Source organism: Hymenobacter fodinae, from assembly GCF_004745825.1.
GTDB lineage: Bacteria > Bacteroidota > Bacteroidia > Cytophagales > Hymenobacteraceae > Hymenobacter > Hymenobacter fodinae.
In genome coordinates this window covers 346675-362600 of sequence record NZ_SRLA01000001.1, presented here as the reverse complement: position 1 = coordinate 362600, position 15926 = coordinate 346675, and the positions used below count along the sequence as shown (strand labels likewise).

Below are 15926 nucleotides of genomic sequence, written 5' to 3'. Positions count from 1 at the left end.
CGGTTGGCTGGCTTACTAGAAATAATGCCCGGCAGCAACCTCCTATTGTCTGCTGATGGCCAAACGGTGGCGGCAAACCAGAGTGGCCTAGAATGGCTCAGCAACACGGAGGAAACCGACTGCGCAACCGCACTACAGCATCACTTCCAGCAACCCACCGAATTTACAGCCCAAACCCGACAGTTTCGTGCCAATGGTAAATCGGTGCGGGGTACGGAGCTACTGCTGGCAACTGGCCAAGTAGTAGAGTTAGATTACTTGATACTAGGTGACGGATCAGTAGGCCACTTGCTACGCCTTCAGCCCCAACCTGGCACTGCGTTGCCGGCCCAGTTAGCAGTTGAGCAAGAAGCCTCACCAGCTTTCTACGAGACTATTCTGCAAGAACTGCCCGTGGAGGTGGCCGTGTTTGACGCTCAGCACCGCTACCGGTTTGTGAATACCAAAGGCATTCTGGATGCAGCAACTCGCGCTTGGGTTATTGGCCACGATGACTTTGAATACTGCGCCCAGTTCCAGCGCCCTCAAGAACTAGCCGTGCAGCGCCGCCAGTGCTTTGAGCAGGCATTGCAAACTCGGACCGCCGTTGCGTGGGAGGAAATTCAGGAAACGGCGGCGGGTCGCCAGTGTATGCTGCGGCACTTCCTGCCCGTTTTTTCCCCCGACGGCTCCCTACACATGATGGTAGGCATAGGGGAGGATATTACCGAGCGCCGACAGGCAGAAAAGCAACTGGCTGACCAACGGGCTTTTTATGAGTTTGTGCTGGACCAGCTGCCCTGCGACGTGGGCGTTTTCGACCACCAGTTCCGGTACTTGTTTGTCAACGCCAGCGGCATTAAGGACCCGGAAATGCGGAAATGGGTCATTGGACGCGACAACTATGAGTACTTTGCCCGGACCCAACGCCCCGTGGCTATGGCCCATGAGCGGCATGCTCAGTTCCAGCTGGCCGTACAGGAACGCAGCTTAGTCACCTACGAAGAAACGTTCCTTCGCCCCGACGGCGACCGTCATCAATACCGGTGCCTGCAGCCCGTGTTTCACCCCGACGGTTCCTTGCACATGATTCTGGGATACGGCCTCGATGTGACAGAACGGGTAGCCACCGAGCGTGCTCTGCGCCACGCTAAACTAGCGGCTGAGTCGGCAGTGCGGGCACGCGAGCTATTCCTGGCCAACATGAGCCACGAAATTCGGACGCCCATGAATGCCATTCTGGGCATGAGTCAGTTACTGGCCAAAACCCCGCTCACCCCCACGCAAAGCAGCTACCAGCAGGCTATTACCACCTCAGCCGACAACCTGTTGGTCATCATCAACGACATCCTGGACCTTTCTAAGCTAGAAGCCGGTAAGATGGTGCTGGAGCAGGTAGGCTTCGGCCCAGCCCACTTGCTCGCTCAGGTAGAGCAGACCTTGCATTACAAGGCGGCCGAAAAAGGGCTGTACCTGAACACGCAGGTAGACCCTGGCTTGCCCGCCGTACTCTTAGGTGACCCCTACCGCATTACACAAGTCTTGCTGAACCTAGCGGGCAACTCCATCAAATTCACGGAGAAGGGCGGGGTATTGGTATCGTGCGAGGTGGTAGACGCCGGCGCACCGGAAGGGCAGGTGGATGTGCTGTTTCGGGTGGCTGATACGGGTATTGGTATCGAGCCGCAGTTTCTGGCCCATATCTTCCAGGAATTCAGCCAGGAAGACGCTTCTGTTACGCGCAAGTTTGGGGGTACTGGCCTAGGCCTACCCATTTGCCGGAACCTGGTTAAGCTCATGGGCGGCGACGTGCAGCTAGAGAGTGAGAAGCACCGTGGCACGATAACTCAGTTTACCCTACGCCTGCCCGTAGGCACCGCCCAAGACCTGCTCCCTCAGGCGCAGCTCCCCGAAGACAGCCCGCTGCGCCAGCACCTGCGCCACAAGCACGTATTGCTAGTAGAAGACAACCGATTTAACCGGCAGATTGCCAAGACCTTTCTGCAGCAGGCTCAGGTACAGGTTACCGAGGCGGTGCACGGCGCGGAGGCCCTAACCTTAGCGAAAGAGCAAACCTTCGACCTGATTTTGATGGATATCCAGATGCCCATTCTGGATGGCTACGGGGCCACCGAGGCACTGCGTCAGCAATTACAACTCACCACGCCCATCATTGCCCTAACGGCCAATGCTATTAAAGGCGAGCGGGAAAAGTGCTTGGCCGCCGGCATGAACGGGTATTTGGCCAAACCTTTTCAGGAAGCCGAACTGCTACGAGTAGTAAGCGAATGGGTGGTTCCGCAGGTGGAGGCCGTAGCCCCCGAACCTGACTCTACCCTTTGCCCCGCGCTGCCGCTGTACCAAACCAGCGAGCTACTGAAAGTAGGCCAGGGCGACCTGAGCTTCGTGACGTTCATGCTTGAAACTTTTGTAGAAAGCAGCGAGGAAGCCCTGCAGGAACTGGCGCAAGGCCAAAAAGAAGGCAACATCGCCAAGCTGAAGAGTACCGCGCACACCCTGAAGCCCAGCTTGGCCCATTTGCACGTATGGCATTTGCTCCCGGCAGTTACTGAGCTCGACCAATGGCAAGGGGAGTTTCAAGCAGGGCCAGTTACTACACTTGTAAGCACCATCACGCAGCGGCTGCGAGAAGTTATTTCTCAGATTCAGAAAGCGTTGGCGGAGGCCCCGGTTTCGGCAACCGAGTAATGGCACCTACTAGAGCAGCACACCTACCCCGCAACATAGCCATCTGACTACCGGAAACGCCAGGCGGGCAGCACGCTGCCTACCGGAAACACCTCCTGCTCGGGTGGCAACTCCAGGAAGGCTTGGCTGGGCAGCAGACTGGCCTGGTCGCCGGAGCCGCCGGCCCGCTCGGGGTAGGCCAGTAAGCGGCCATCGGGGCCGTGTTCTAGACTTACCAGCAGAAAGTGGGTGAGCTTGGGCTTGAACTGCACCTCCTGAGCCAACACTGCCGGGACCGGACTGCCGGCTGCTAGGGTGGCGGTAGCGGTAGGCTGCTGCACGGCCAGCAGCCAGGGGCGGGCGTAGCGGTAGAAGTTTACGAACGTAGAAACCGGATTGCCAGGCAAAGCAAACACCACGGCACCACCAGGCTGCTTCCCGAACCAGAAAGGCTTGCCGGGGCGCTGCTGTACCTCATGAAACAGCTGCTCCACGCCTAGCTCCCGCAGCGTTTGAGGTAGGAAATCGGCCTTGCCTTTTGAGACGCCCCCGCTGAGCAGCACGGCGTCGTAGTCGGCCAGCAGGGCGGGCAGGCCTAGGCGCAGGGCTTCGGGGTCGTCGTTGAAGTGAAAGCCCGCCGTTTCAGCACCGGCTTGCTGGGCGGCGGCTTGCAACATCAGGCCATTGGAGCGCCGAATCTGATGAGGCTCGGGCTGCTGGGTAATAGGCACTAACTCGTCACCGGTGCTGACCACAGCCACCCGCGGCCGACGCGTAACGGCGACGGTGGCAGCCCCTACGGTAGCGCCTACGGCCAACTCGGCGGGGCCTAGCACTGTGCCCGCCGGCAGCAGCAAGTCGCCATGATGGCGGTCGGCGGCTTGGGCGTGCACATTGTGGCCGGCACGGGGGGCCCCCACTTGCACCAGGGCTAACCGACGGCCGGCTTCGTCGGTGCGAATGACGAGGTCTTCGTAGCGGATAACCGTATCGGCTCCTTCGGGTAAGGAGGCACCGGTCATGATTTCTACGGCGGCGTTTGGGTCTTGTAGTGGCCTAGGGGGCTGACCGGCAAACTGGGTGTGCTCAATCAGGAACTCGGTTTGCCCTTCGGCCAGGGCGGCGTAGCGCAGGGCAATGCCGTCCATGGCCACCCGGTTAAAGGGAGGAAAGTCGCGGTCGGCGTACAGAGGTTCCCGCAGTACTCGCCCAAGGGCCAGCGGCAAAGACAGGTACTCGGCGGGCAACGGGCGGATGGTAGCAGCAACAAGGCGGGTGGCTTCTTCGACGGAGAGCATAGCAGGGGAAAGGACAGTATGGAGACGCAGCTGGGCAGTCTTGCGTTGTGTTAGAGTGACTGAAGCTAGGAATCAGGGAGGTGGCTTAGCGGCTAACCAGCCCCACCTCTCTGCCTGATGCGCAGAATGCTCGGAATAACAATCTTCGTGTTGGCGAAAGCAAAGTACTGGCCTAGCCGGTTTGTTTAACGTTCGCAACGACTAGACGCAAAGTTGCGTCTCTACGGCTACTATGTCTGACTCTCCTAAACTAACCCACCTCAATGCCGCCGGCCAACCGGCCATGGTTGACGTGGGCGCCAAAGTTCCTACCCGCCGGGTGGCCCGCGCCCGCAGCCGCGTCATTCTCGGCGCCGAAATTGTAGCGCTGGTGCGCGAAGGCGACCTACCCACCCGCAAAGGCCCCGTGTTTCAGACGGCTATTCTGGCCGGTATTATGGGCGCCAAACGCACCTCAGAGCTGATTCCGCTCTGCCACCCTCTCGGCCTCGATGACTGCCAAGTGCGCATTGACTTGGATGGCCCTGATGCCGTGGTAATTGAATGTACTGCTACTGTAACGGGCAAGACCGGCGTGGAAATGGAAGCGCTGACTGGTGCATCGGTGGCCGCTCTTACTATCTACGACATGTGCAAAGCCCTATCGCACAACATTGTAATTCAGGAAACACGCCTGCTGGAGAAGACCGGCGGCAAGCAAGACTTTCATCATGTCGGATAATCAGGCTTCTGCCCCGCGCACCAAGCACGCCCAGCTTGCTCGCCCCAACCTGGGCGAGTTTGGCCGCCACGAGCTGGCCATCCTGGGTGCACCCTGTGGAAAGATAAAAGATCTGGCAGCCCGCCTTCTACCCTTCCTCTCCCCTACTCTACAGGTGGCCTACGTCGATGCCGACCATGCCGCCGGCGACGATGCGGCCCAGGGCGGCAGTGGCGGCCAGGATGCCATTCTGCAGGCCGGTGCCGCGGCGGAGCTGACCGATAAAATCACGTTTGCCCGACTCGATGTAAAGCGAAGCTTCGATAAGTTTAGCCAGCCAGAGTGGCTGCAGCACCAAAGCTTGGTGCTAGTGAATGGCAACCACTTTCGGGCCCAGCAGCAGCTCGTAATTCTGGACCCCGCCAAGCCCGTGGAGAAAAAGCTCGACCGCCTCACCAACGTGCGCGCCCTGCTGCTGCCCGAAGGAGTAACGGAAGTGCCCGCCTACCTGCAGGCTCATTTGGGTTCTATTGAAGTACCGGTTCTCCCGCTGCACAACGCAGAAGCCATTGCTGATCTGATTCTGCAGGAATGGCACCAGGCTGCCCCGCCCTTGCGTGGCCTAGTCCTGGCCGGCGGCCGCAGCCAACGCATGGGGCAGGATAAAGGCAAGCTCACCTACCACGCCGGCCAGGAGCAGCGCGCCCGCGCCGCCGAGCTGCTGGCTGAGTTCTGCCACGACGTACACGTTTCCTGCCGCCCCGACCAAGTGGTGGAGCTGGAATTTGCCGGACTGCGCCCCCTACCGGATACTTTCTCTGACCTGGGCCCCCTGAGTGGCATCCTCTCTGCGTTCCGCCTCGACCCTAACGCCGCTTGGCTGGTAGTGGCTTGCGACCTACCCTTCCTCTCTGAAGCCACGCTAGGCCACCTGGTTGAGAACCGTCAGCCGGCCCGCATGGCTACCGCCTTCCAAAGCCCTGAGAACGAATGGCCCGAGCCGCTCATCACTATCTGGGAGCCCAGTAGCTACGGTACGCTGCTGCGCTTCCTTAGCCTCGGCTACTCTTGCCCCCGCAAGGCCCTCATCAACTCCGACATTGAGCTGCTCGCTACCCCCGCGCCCCAGGAACTGCGCAATGTGAACACGCCGGAGGAGGCAGAGCAGGCGAAACGTGAGATAGGATAAGCCATTAGAAAAATAGGAACGGTACACCCCCTCCTCATCTGAGGAGGGGGTGAGGGTGGTTGATACCCATTGTTTATAGACAACGTCATGTCGAGCTGGTCGAGACATCTCGCGCGAATCGTTGGATTATCACTGTAACGTCAACACACGAGATGTCTCGACCAGCTCGACATGACGTTTAAGAGTGTGACGTTCTAGCATAATCGTTCTAGGCCACCTCAATCACCCGAAAATGCGGTTACGGATGCGCCGCTACCCACACGTCGCCATCTTCATAAAACTCCTTTTTCCAGATGGTTACCACCTGTTTCAGGGTATCAATGATGTACTGGCAGGCGGCAAAGCTCTCGGCGCGGTGGGGCGTGGAAACGGCCACCACAACGGCCACGTCGCCGATGTTGAGGGTGCCTTTGCGGTGGATGACGGTCACTTTGCGCAGCATAGGCCACTGCTGCTGAGCCTGCTCAGCCACTTTGCGCAGTTGGTGTAGAGCCATGCTGTCGTAGGCTTCGTACTCGAGGCGCACCACGGGGCGGCCGGTGCTTTTATTGCGCACCGTGCCAATGAACGTGTTGATAGCACCCGCGCCGTCGTCCTCCACGGTTTGCAGGGCGGCGGCTACGTCAATGGGCTGATCGATTAGGTCGATGTGAATCAAGAAAGGAACGAGGTGATAAGGTGATGAAATGATACGTCAGTGGAGTGAGTGGGCTTGGATTCTGCTTAGCACTCATTCCCAATTGCTTATTGCTCAACTAGCCGCCGCTGACGGGCGGGATGAGGGCAATTTCGTCGCGCTCATGCAGGGGAGCATCGTCGGCGGCGTATTCATTGTTGACGGCCACGGCCAGACTGGAAAGGCGGGTCAGGGCGGGGTACTCTTGGTGCAAACGCGCCAGCAGCTCCTGCACCGACTGCCCCTCGGGGGCCGCTAGCTCCAGCGTCGACTGGCCTACGATTTCTCGGGCGATGCCGAACAAAGCAATTTTCAGGTTCATATACTCTAGAATTACGCTGTTTTAACGCTGATAAGCCAGATAGACCTCCGGCGGCGGGCATAGACGGTAAACTACCACGCCGGGTTGGTTGTTACCAAGCACGCCCCGCAGCTTTAGAACATCTTCCGGCTCTGAATCTGCGTACAGGCCCAAGTACGCAGATTCCCGTTTTTAGTGCGACGATTAATCATGAATAATCGTTTGCTTCGGGGTATCCGCGCCTCCTTTGCGTAATCCGCACCTTATGTCTGCTCCTGTACCGTCCGTTTTGTTTGATAATCATGGCCGCCCGCTGGAATACCTGCGCCTGGCCGTCACGGACCGCTGCAACCTGCGCTGCTTTTACTGCATGCCCGAGGAAGGCATCAAGTACATGCCTAAGCACGAGCTGCTGACTTACGAGGAGATGGAGCGCCTGGTAGCCATCATGGCTGGCCTAGGCGTGCGCAAAGTGCGCCTGACCGGCGGCGAGCCTTTCGTGCGCCGCGACTTGGTGCCCTTCATGAGCCGGCTCAGCCAGATTCCCGGCATTGAAGAGCTGACTATGACTACAAACGGCGTGCTTACGGCCCCCCACGTGCCGGAGCTGGCCCGCATGGGCGTGAAGGCCGTGAATCTGAGCCTCGATACCATGGACCGGGCCCGCTTTGCCAGCATTACGCGCCGCGACGAGCTGCCCCGGGTGATGGAGACATTCTACGCCCTGCTGGCGGCTGGCATCCGGGTGAAAATCAACGCGGTGGTGATGGATGGGCAAAATACCCAAGACATTCTGCCCCTGGCCGAACTCACCCGCGACTTACCCGTGGATGTGCGCTTCATCGAGGAAATGCCCTTCAACGGCCACAGCCACGCGGCTACGCTGCCCTGGAACCACCACCGCATCCGGGAACACCTAGCGCTGAATCTGGGTGAGCTAACACCCGTGGTCACACACCCCGGCGATACGGCTTCCCATTACACCGTGGCTGGCCACCAGGGCCGCCTGGGCATTATTGCGGCTTACTCGCGCACCTTCTGCGGTACCTGCAACCGCATCCGCCTTACCGCCGAGGGTGGCCTCAAAACCTGCCTCTACGACCAGGGCGTGCTCGATATTCGGGCGTTGCTGCGCGGTGGCTCTTCTGATGCCGAAGTGGCCCTAGCCCTCACCTCGGCCTTCCGCAACCGCGCCGCCAATGGCTTTGAGGCAGAGCAACAGCGCCCCTTGCATCAGCTCAGCTTTGAATCAATGAGCACGATTGGGGGGTAGTCACCTCATTTTTTTCGGGGAGCAGGGTGATAGTTAGGAGAAACGATGATTAATCTGCAGAATGGCTTCTCCTATGACTGCATCTGTTTTACTCCGGCCCGCCCCACCAGCCACTGCCTTCCTCCGGGACGAGCTGCTCGCTGACCGCACCAGCACGCTCACTCGCTTGTACCAACGGACGTTCCCGATGGTGCGCCGCCATGTGCTGGAGCGCGGCGGCACCACCCAAGACGCCAAGGACGTGTTTCAGGATGCGCTGGTTGTCTTCTATGAGAAGACAGTAAGCGGCCGCTTGATCTTGACCTGCTCGCCCGGCACCTACCTGGTAGGTGTGTGCCGCCACCTATGGCAGCAGGAACTGAGCCGCCGCAACCGTCTGCCGCTCTCGGAGCTTGGGGAGGCCGAGGAGCAATTGCCTGACTTCGCTGAAGCCCCTGCTACTGAGTCTGCGCCAGCTTTGGCAGTGCTGGACTACGTGGCCAAGCTGGGCGAAAAGTGCCAGCACATTCTGCTCTCGTTCTATTACTTCCAGCAACCCCTGGAGCAGATTGCGGCCGAAAACAACTACGGCAGCGTACGCTCGGCCACGGTACAGAAGTTTAAGTGCTTGGAGCGGCTGCGTAAGGCAGTGCGCCAAGCCCTTGCCTTACCCTCAGCTCGCTAGGCCATGCGTCCGGAACTCGAACATCTGCAACAACTGGAGCAGCACCTGCTAGGCCACCCCACGCCCACCGAAAAGGTGCTCTGGCAGGCCCAGCTACAACTCGACCCCGCCCTGGCCGCCGACGTCACGCTGCAACAGCACCTGTACCAAGGCCTGCTCCTGGCGGGGAGGCGGCAGCTCCGGCAAGAGCTAGACGACATTCACGCTCAGCTCTATCGACCCCGGCGCACATGGCTACGCAAGGCCGTAGCGCGGCTCCACCAAGCCCTGCGGCCCACTCGCCGCTAAGCCTTCCTATCTCGATTTTACTGGCTTCCGGCGCCCAAAATATGGGGGCTAGGCCTCTCCATGCCCTTTCACTTCACATAGCATGTTATGTTGATGACTCCCGAATTCCGAAAGTTCGCGGTACATGGCCGGGGCCTGAATGGCCTTACCGTAGACCGTTACCTTCATCAGTTTGAAAGCGCCGCCTACCCCAACGTAACGGGCATGACCCGCTCCGTGATTGAGGAGAGGCCTACGCGCTTTGCGGAAATCGATGTGTTTTCGCGCCTGATCATGGACCGCATCATCTTCCTGGGGCAGGCCGTGGATGATAACATTGCCAACATCATTAATGCCCAATTGCTCTTCCTGGAGTCAGTAGACAACCACAAGGATATCCTGCTTTACATCAACTCGCCGGGCGGCTCAGTGTACGCGGGGCTGGGCATGTACGACACCATGCAGTACGTGAACCCCGACGTGGCCACCATTTGCACTGGCCTAGCCGCGAGTATGGGCGCATTTCTGCTGTGTGGTGGGGCGTTGGGCAAGCGGTCGGCGCTGCCCCATGCGCGCGTTATGATTCACCAGCCCAGCGGCGGGGTACAGGGGCCTTCGGCCGATATTGAAATCACGGCCCGCGAGGTGGTGAAGCTGCGCCAAGAGCTCTACGCCATTTATGCCGAGCGCACCGGCAAAACCCCGCAGCAAATCCACGACGACTCTGACCGCGACTACTGGCTGCGTGCCGACGAGGCCAAAGAGTACGGGCTGATTGATGAAGTCTTGGAGCGGAATCCCTAGTCGATGCTAGCTTGTGAGTGCATGAGTTGTGTTGCTTAAGCCAACCGTTGAATCTGCAGGCAAACCCTACAATACCAATCTGCCCCAAACCCCGTAAGCTTGGAGCACGATGAAGGTTCTCTTGTGGATGCTAGGCCTGGGGGCCGCCCTGTACGTGGCCGTGTGCCTGCTGCTGTATTTCCAGCAGGAGCGACTACTGTTCTTCCCAACCAAGCTAGCCAAGAACTACCAGTTTCGCTTCCCCGGCCGGTTTGAGGAGCGCTGGATTACGGCCGCCGACGGTACTCGCCTGCATGGCCTGCTTTTCCCAGCCGACTCTTCCAAGGGCGTCATCTTCTACCTGCACGGTAATGGCGGGGCGCTGGATAGTTGGGGCGACGTAGCATCTACTTACACCCGCCTCGGCTACGACGTCTTCCTGCTCGACTACCGCGGCTACGGCAAGAGCGAAGGCCGCATTAGCAGCCAGCAACAGCTCCTAGCCGATGCCGATACCGCATACCGGCAATTGCTCAAGGAGTACCCGGAGGAACGCGTGGTGTTGCTTGGCTATTCCTTGGGGACTGGCCTAGCGGCTTGGTTGGCGGCAAATTATCAGCCCAAACTTCTGGTGTTGCAGGCGCCTTACGCCAGCATGCGCGCCACTGCCCGGCAGCATTACCCGTGGGTGCCAGGGCTGGTGGTACGCTACCCCCTGGCCACCGACCAAGTGCTGCCCCGCGTGAAGGCGCCCATCGTCATCTTCCACGGCGACCAGGATGAGATTATCGACTACCGCACAACCTTGCAGCTCAAGGCTCTACTGAAGCCACAGGACCAGTTCATTACTCTGCCCGGTGTAGGCCACAACGGCATGACGGAGAACCCCACGTACCGGCAAATGATCCAGCAACTATTGGCTCCGCAGGGTTAAGGCATGCATAGCTTTCGAGGCTTGACAAATTTGCCGTAGCTTGTCGCCATGCTCCGTCTTCCTTCCTTCCCGCGTTTACTGGCCGCCCTCTGCCTGGCCCTATCTGTAACATTAAGTGCGCAAGCACAGCAGCGCAAAATAAACGTCAAGCAGGAGTTTGACCGCGCCGGGCAGCAGCTCACGCGTCTGCTCCAGACCCACCCCGACGTCACGAAGTTTCCGTACTCCAGTAAGCCCGACGGCTCGCTCAAGGATACGCCCTCGGAGTGGTGGACCAGCGGCTTTTTCGGGGGCACGCTGTGGTACATGTATGAGTACACGAAGCAGCCCCAGTGGCAGCAGGCCGCCGACCGCTGGACGATGGCCATGGCCCAGGAGCAGACCAATACCGGCACCCATGACCTGGGCTTCATGCTCTATTGCCCCTTCGGCAACGGCCTGCGCCTCACTCAAACCCCAGCCTATAAGCCGGTGCTGCTTACTGGGGCCAAGTCGTTGGCTACGCGCTTCAACCCCGAGGTGGGCTTGATTAAGTCGTGGAATGACTTTGCGGGCTACAAGTATCCGGTCATCATCGACAACATGATGAACCTGGAGCTGCTGTGCTGGGCCGCCCGCACCACCGGCGACTCTACCCTGCGCCGCCTCAGCATTACGCACGCCGACAACACGCTGAAAAACCACTTCCGGCCCGATGGCAGCACCTACCACGTGGTCTGCTACGATGAGCACGGCCAGGTGCTGGCCAAGAAAACGGCCCAGGGGGCTGCCGATAACTCGGCGTGGGCGCGGGGCCAGGCCTGGGCCATTTATGGCTACACCACCATGTTCCGCGACACCAAGCTGGTGCGCTACCGCGAGCAGGCCCGCAAAACCGCCGACTTCTTCCTCAACCACCCCAACCTGCCCGCCGACAAAATTCCGTACTGGGATTTTAACGCCCCCAACATCCCGAAGGAAGAGCGCGATGCTTCGGCGGCAGCCATTGTGGCCTCGGCGCTGCTGGAGCTGCAACAGTACTGCCCTGCTGCCGATGCTAAGCGTTACCGCCAGGCCGCCGAGCAAATGTTGGTGAGCCTGAGCAGCCCGGCTTACCGGGCCGCCGTGGGCGAAAACAACAACTTCCTGATCAAGCATTGCGTGGCGCACAAGCCGGCTAAAACCGAGGTAGATGCTCCCCTCACGTACGCCGACTACTATTACCTGGAAGCTCTGCTGCGCTACAATCGGCTGAAATAACCGTCTGGCCTAGCCGAAGCCCGCATGTTGTAGGCCAGTCTTGGCCGGCCGTCGTTACCTTCGCGGGCTAGTATGCCGTTCGCTATGTCTGCCCGCTCCTACCTTCTTTCCTCCGTATTCACAGCCGCCGTATGGGCCGCGGGCAGTTCCGTGGCTCAAGCCCAGACCAATGCAATTCCTGACCCCAGGCTGGGTAGTTGGTTTGTCGGGACGGTGGTTCTGCCGGGTGGCCCCAAGCATTGGGGTGGGTACGTAGAGCTTCAGTCCCGGGCCAACGGCACCTTCCGACAGTTTTTCTACTATGAAACGAAGGGTGGGGTGAGCTATGACCTGGCCAAGAACTTCACGTTTATGCTGGCGGGGGGCCGCTACTCTACCTCCGACTACCGCGACCTGAGCGAGGGCCCGCTCAACACCGAAAAGCGTCTCTGGGAGCAGTTGACCCTTACCCACTACAGCGCCCGCCTCAAGATGGAGCACCGCTACCGGGTAGAGCAGCGCTGGTTCACGTTCCGCGATGATGTAGTGCCGGCCGGCTCATTCCGCTACCGCAACCGCATCCGGTACCGCTTCAACACCTTCCTGCCCCTCAACCACGCCACCTTCGTTGATAAAACGGTGTTTCTGTCGGTGTACGATGAGGTGTTTTTCAACCCGCGGGGGCCATTTTTTGAGCGCAACCGGGTGTATGCGGGGGCCGGCTACCAGTTCGACAAGCATTTTACGGTGCAGGCGGGGTGGGTAAACCAGGCCAACTATACGCCCGCCAGCTACCGCCAGAACACCTTCGTGCCCCAGACCAACATTGCCAAAAACAACCTAGTGTTTTCGGTTATCTACCGCATCAGCCGGCGTAACCAGGTAGTACCGGCGCCGGAGTTCGTACCCTCGCAGCCAGACTAGGCACTGGGGCCTCGAAAGCCTCTGGCACCAATTTGAGGGTGAGGGTGTGGCGGTCTTGGTCGGCGTAGAGCATGTGCAGCTCTAGCACCAAGTATTGTGCGGTCACGGCCTGCACGAGCAGATACAGCGGCTTCTGGTTTTCGACGTGCGTGATTTTATCGGCCTGGCGGGTCCAGTGCGCTGGCACAGCAACCACTGGCTTTTCCTGCGGCGCATCGAGGTACCGGAAATCAAACAGCATACTTTCTGAGAGGCTATAATAGCCCTGGAAAGGCTGCGGACCAGCCTCCACGTGTACTGTTTTCCAAACCTGACAGAGTAAATTTTCTTCCATACGCATCTACTTTCCTAGGCCTACCCACCCGCGCTGCATCGCGTAGTACAGGCCGGTACCTACCAACAGGCCCACAAGATAACCATACGGCAGTCCGCTGCACAGCAGGCCTACCAGCAGGGCCAGTAATAAATCGGAGCGGGAGCCGCTAATGTCGCGCAGCAGGGTGGCCAGCGTCAGCGCCTCGAATAAGAGTAGCACCCCCAGCACTGGCAGCGGAAAGATGTGCACAATCTGCTGGAAGCCTTGGCTGAAGAACAGGCCTAGCACCAGAAATAGCAGCCCGTACAGCACCACCGAGCCGCCCGTGCGCCCACCAAACGTGTAGTGGCCTACCATGCCGCCCGAGCCGTGGCACACCGGGAAGCCCCCCAGAAACGGATTCACCAGGTTCATGAGGGCATAGGTGAAGCTAATCTTGCGCACCGTGAGAGGGCGCTCGGGAAAGTAATCATCCACTACCTGCTTGGTAGCCAGCACCGAGTTGCCGAGCGACAACGGAATCTGGGGCAAGGCCAGCAGCACGGCGCCCAGCAGAATATCGGCGCGGGCGGGCACGTGCCAGCCGGGCAGGTGCAAACCGATAGCCCGTTGGGCGGTGGCAAAATCAAGCTTGAAGACGAGGCCATATGCCACTCCCAGCCCCAGCACAATCAGGGCCGCGGGCCAGCGCCGATTGCCCAGCAGCACTACCGTCACGAGGAAGCCCGCCGCAGCCAGCGCGTAGCCGGGCAAGCCGTCGGCCGGCACGTACTCTTTTAGGGCTAGTGTAGCCAACTGCAGAGCTAGCCCAAATTGAATACCGCGGATAACGGTCTTGGGCACCAGCCGGGCCAAGCTATCAATCAGCCCCGTCACCGAAAGCACTAGCATGCTCAAGCCCACCGCCAGCCCGCCGCCCCAAATCACGCGGCCCGGAATTTTCTGGGCAATGACCAGCGCGGCAAAAGCCTTTAGGGGCTGCACCGGCATGGGCATGCCGTACCACAGCCCCGAAAACAGCTGCATCACGCCGAACATGATCAGCACTCCGGCGCTATCCATGCCTGAGGCCGCAATAACGCCAATGAGCAAGGGCAGATCCGTCCCTAAATCCCCGAACGCCCCCGCCAGCTCATTGCGGTCAAAGCGAATGCGGGGACGGTGGGGAGACGGAGCGGTAAGGGGCATGTGATGGTGATAAGGAAATGAAGTAACAGGTGAGGAGGTGAAAGGAAGACCAGTAAAGGAACGTCATGTCGAGCTTGTCGAGACATCTCGCGTGCTGATGTTACCAGAGTACCTGCCCCAACAGCACGTCATCCTGACGAAGGAAGGATCTTGTCACTATGGAATAACTGGCCTAGCGTCTCGTGCTGGCATGAGAAGATCCTTCGCTGTGCTCAGGATGACGTGCTGTTGTAGTAGGCCTCTGCAATGGAGCGGTAGAGATGCTTCGACAAGCTCAGCATGACGTTCTTGGTCCGTACCCTTACACATCAATGGCTTGCTCATCCCAGGCCAGGATGCCGCCATCGAGGTTGAGCAGGTTGGAGAAGCCGTACTGGGTTTGCAAGCGCTCAATAGCTTGGGCACTGCGGCGGCCGGAGCGGCAATACACTACCACCGGGTGGTGGCGCGGCACCGAGCCCACTCCTTTGTCGAGGTTACTCAGGGGCAACAGGGTGGCGCCGGGGATGTGGCCGGAAGCAAACTCGTCGGGCTCGCGCACATCCAGCAGGAATGGCGGGTGCGCGGAAGCTAGTTGTTCCTGCAGCTCCTGCGCCGATACGGCATTTATGCCGGTTCCGCAGAAATCGGTGTAGTCGTTGGGGTCGGCGTTATCTAGGCCTATCGTGGCTTGGTCGGGGCGGCAGGCAAACTTGAGCAGGCGCGTCTGGAAGGTCAGGGCGTCGAACATCCAGAGGCGGCCCGATAGCACTTCGCCAATACCGAGAATTACCTTGAGTACTTCCGTCGCCTGCGCCGTGCCCACCAGGCCCGGCAGCACGCCCAGCACCCCAGTAGCATCGCAGTTGGGGGCTTCCTCGGCGGAGGGTGGCTGTGGAAACAGGCAGCGGTAGTTGGGCCCGCCCTGGTAGTTAAATACCGATACTTGCCCTTCATACTTGTAAATAGCCCCCGACACCAGCGTTTTGTGTAAGGTCACGCAGGCATCGTTGAGCAGGTAGCGGGTCGGGAAGTTGTCGGTGCCATCTACCACCACATCGTAGGTTTCCAGCAGCTTGCGCACGTTGCCCAGGGTGGCGCGGCAGGTTTGCACCTCCACCTGAATGTGCGGGTTGATGCGCCGCACCGCCCGCCCCGCGGCTTCGGCCTTGAGGTGGCCTAGGTCGGCGGGCCCGTACAGGATCTGGCGCTGTAGGTTGCTGGCCTCTACTTTATCGGCATCCACAATGCCGAGGTGGCCTACGCCGGCCGCCGCCAGGTACTGCAGAATGGGGCAGCCCAGGCCACCGGCGCCCACCACCAGTACGCGGGCATTTTTCAGGCGAAGCTGGCCCTCCTCCCCAATCTCGGGGAGCTGCAGGTGCCGGCGGTAAATCTGGCGTTCTTCGGAAGTGAGCATGATGAGGGGGCAGGTACACAAGTAGTACGGCGCGCCGTACTACTAAATGTACGACTCTGCAGACTACGCCTTCAAACTTACTTCTGGCCGATAAGGTTAAATAACCTCGGCTCCACCCACTTTCTTTCT

The 15926-nt window shown here is 59.7% G+C and carries 16 protein-coding genes; 10 read left to right on the top strand and 6 right to left on the bottom strand.

What is annotated here, in order from left to right; translation table 11 throughout:
• Positions 1 to 24: 24 nt before the first annotated feature.
• Positions 25 to 2688 (top strand): hybrid sensor histidine kinase/response regulator, encoded by a 2664-nt coding sequence (locus EU556_RS01520; RefSeq protein WP_167855403.1) that lies wholly within the window; start codon positions 25 to 27, stop codon positions 2686 to 2688.
• Between the two features lie 47 nt (positions 2689 to 2735).
• Here EU556_RS01520 and EU556_RS01515 read toward each other — a convergent pair whose 3' ends face one another.
• Positions 2736 to 3965, bottom strand: a complete 1230-nt coding sequence (locus EU556_RS01515; RefSeq protein WP_135430321.1) for a molybdopterin molybdotransferase MoeA — start codon at positions 3963 to 3965, stop codon at positions 2736 to 2738.
• A 232-nt stretch (positions 3966 to 4197) separates the two neighbouring features.
• Between EU556_RS01515 and moaC the strand changes: the two genes are divergently transcribed.
• Positions 4198 to 4686, top strand: coding sequence for a cyclic pyranopterin monophosphate synthase MoaC (gene moaC, locus EU556_RS01510; protein ID WP_135430319.1), 489 nt, complete (start codon positions 4198 to 4200; stop codon positions 4684 to 4686).
• Entirely contained in the window at positions 4676 to 5854 is a 1179-nt protein-coding gene (locus EU556_RS01505) for an NTP transferase domain-containing protein (RefSeq protein ID WP_135430317.1), read from the top strand. The genes moaC and EU556_RS01505 overlap by 11 nt, the downstream gene beginning before the upstream one ends.
• A 238-nt stretch (positions 5855 to 6092) precedes the next feature.
• Here EU556_RS01505 and EU556_RS01500 read toward each other — a convergent pair whose 3' ends face one another.
• Together EU556_RS01500 and moaD are read right to left on the bottom strand one after the other, a co-directional pair.
• The gene (locus tag EU556_RS01500; RefSeq protein ID WP_135430315.1) at positions 6093 to 6512 is read right to left on the bottom strand and encodes a molybdenum cofactor biosynthesis protein MoaE; all 420 of its coding nucleotides are present in this window, start codon (positions 6510 to 6512) and stop codon (positions 6093 to 6095) included.
• Positions 6513 to 6609: 97 nt separating this feature from the next.
• On the bottom strand, positions 6610 to 6852 hold the full coding sequence (gene moaD, locus EU556_RS01495; RefSeq protein ID WP_135430313.1) for a molybdopterin converting factor subunit 1: 243 nt from the start codon (positions 6850 to 6852) through the stop codon (positions 6610 to 6612).
• Positions 6853 to 7096: 244 nt separating this feature from the next.
• Between moaD and moaA the strand changes: the two genes are divergently transcribed.
• The 7 genes from moaA to EU556_RS01460 all read left to right on the top strand — a co-directional run bounded on the left by moaA (position 7097) and on the right by EU556_RS01460 (position 12894).
• Complete coding sequence (moaA, locus tag EU556_RS01490; protein WP_135430311.1) at positions 7097 to 8104, top strand: GTP 3',8-cyclase MoaA; 1008 nt, start codon at positions 7097 to 7099, stop codon at positions 8102 to 8104.
• A 73-nt stretch (positions 8105 to 8177) separates the two neighbouring features.
• Positions 8178 to 8768, top strand: a complete 591-nt coding sequence (locus EU556_RS01485; protein WP_135430309.1) for an RNA polymerase sigma factor — start codon at positions 8178 to 8180, stop codon at positions 8766 to 8768.
• Between the two features lie 3 nt (positions 8769 to 8771).
• The gene (locus EU556_RS25930; protein WP_167855402.1) at positions 8772 to 9056 is read left to right on the top strand and encodes a hypothetical protein; all 285 of its coding nucleotides are present in this window, start codon (positions 8772 to 8774) and stop codon (positions 9054 to 9056) included.
• Positions 9057 to 9143: 87 nt separating this feature from the next.
• Complete coding sequence (locus EU556_RS01475; protein WP_135430305.1) at positions 9144 to 9839, top strand: ClpP family protease; 696 nt, start codon at positions 9144 to 9146, stop codon at positions 9837 to 9839.
• 109 nt (positions 9840 to 9948) lie between these two features.
• On the top strand, positions 9949 to 10752 hold the full coding sequence (locus EU556_RS01470; protein WP_135430303.1) for an alpha/beta hydrolase: 804 nt from the start codon (positions 9949 to 9951) through the stop codon (positions 10750 to 10752).
• A 48-nt stretch (positions 10753 to 10800) separates the two neighbouring features.
• Positions 10801 to 11991 carry a glycoside hydrolase family 88 protein gene (locus EU556_RS01465; RefSeq protein WP_135430301.1) on the top strand — a complete coding sequence of 397 codons (1191 nt, stop codon included), beginning with the start codon at positions 10801 to 10803 and terminating at the stop codon, positions 11989 to 11991.
• 84 nt (positions 11992 to 12075) lie between these two features.
• Positions 12076 to 12894: a DUF2490 domain-containing protein gene (locus EU556_RS01460; RefSeq protein WP_135430299.1), complete on the top strand. Its 819-nt coding sequence runs from the start codon at positions 12076 to 12078 to the stop codon at positions 12892 to 12894.
• Here EU556_RS01460 and EU556_RS01455 read toward each other — a convergent pair.
• The 3 genes from EU556_RS01455 to moeB all read right to left on the bottom strand — a co-directional run bounded on the left by EU556_RS01455 (position 12836) and on the right by moeB (position 15797).
• Positions 12836 to 13135, bottom strand: a complete 300-nt coding sequence (locus EU556_RS01455) for a hypothetical protein (RefSeq protein ID WP_167855401.1) — start codon at positions 13133 to 13135, stop codon at positions 12836 to 12838. The two genes, EU556_RS01460 and EU556_RS01455, sit on opposite strands and share 59 nt — an antisense overlap.
• A 99-nt stretch (positions 13136 to 13234) precedes the next feature.
• Complete coding sequence (locus EU556_RS01450) at positions 13235 to 14398, bottom strand: putative sulfate/molybdate transporter (protein ID WP_135430295.1); 1164 nt, start codon at positions 14396 to 14398, stop codon at positions 13235 to 13237.
• Positions 14399 to 14699: 301 nt separating this feature from the next.
• Positions 14700 to 15797 (bottom strand): molybdopterin-synthase adenylyltransferase MoeB, encoded by a 1098-nt coding sequence (gene moeB, locus EU556_RS01445; protein WP_135430293.1) that lies wholly within the window; start codon positions 15795 to 15797, stop codon positions 14700 to 14702.
• Positions 15798 to 15926: the final 129 nt, after the last annotated feature.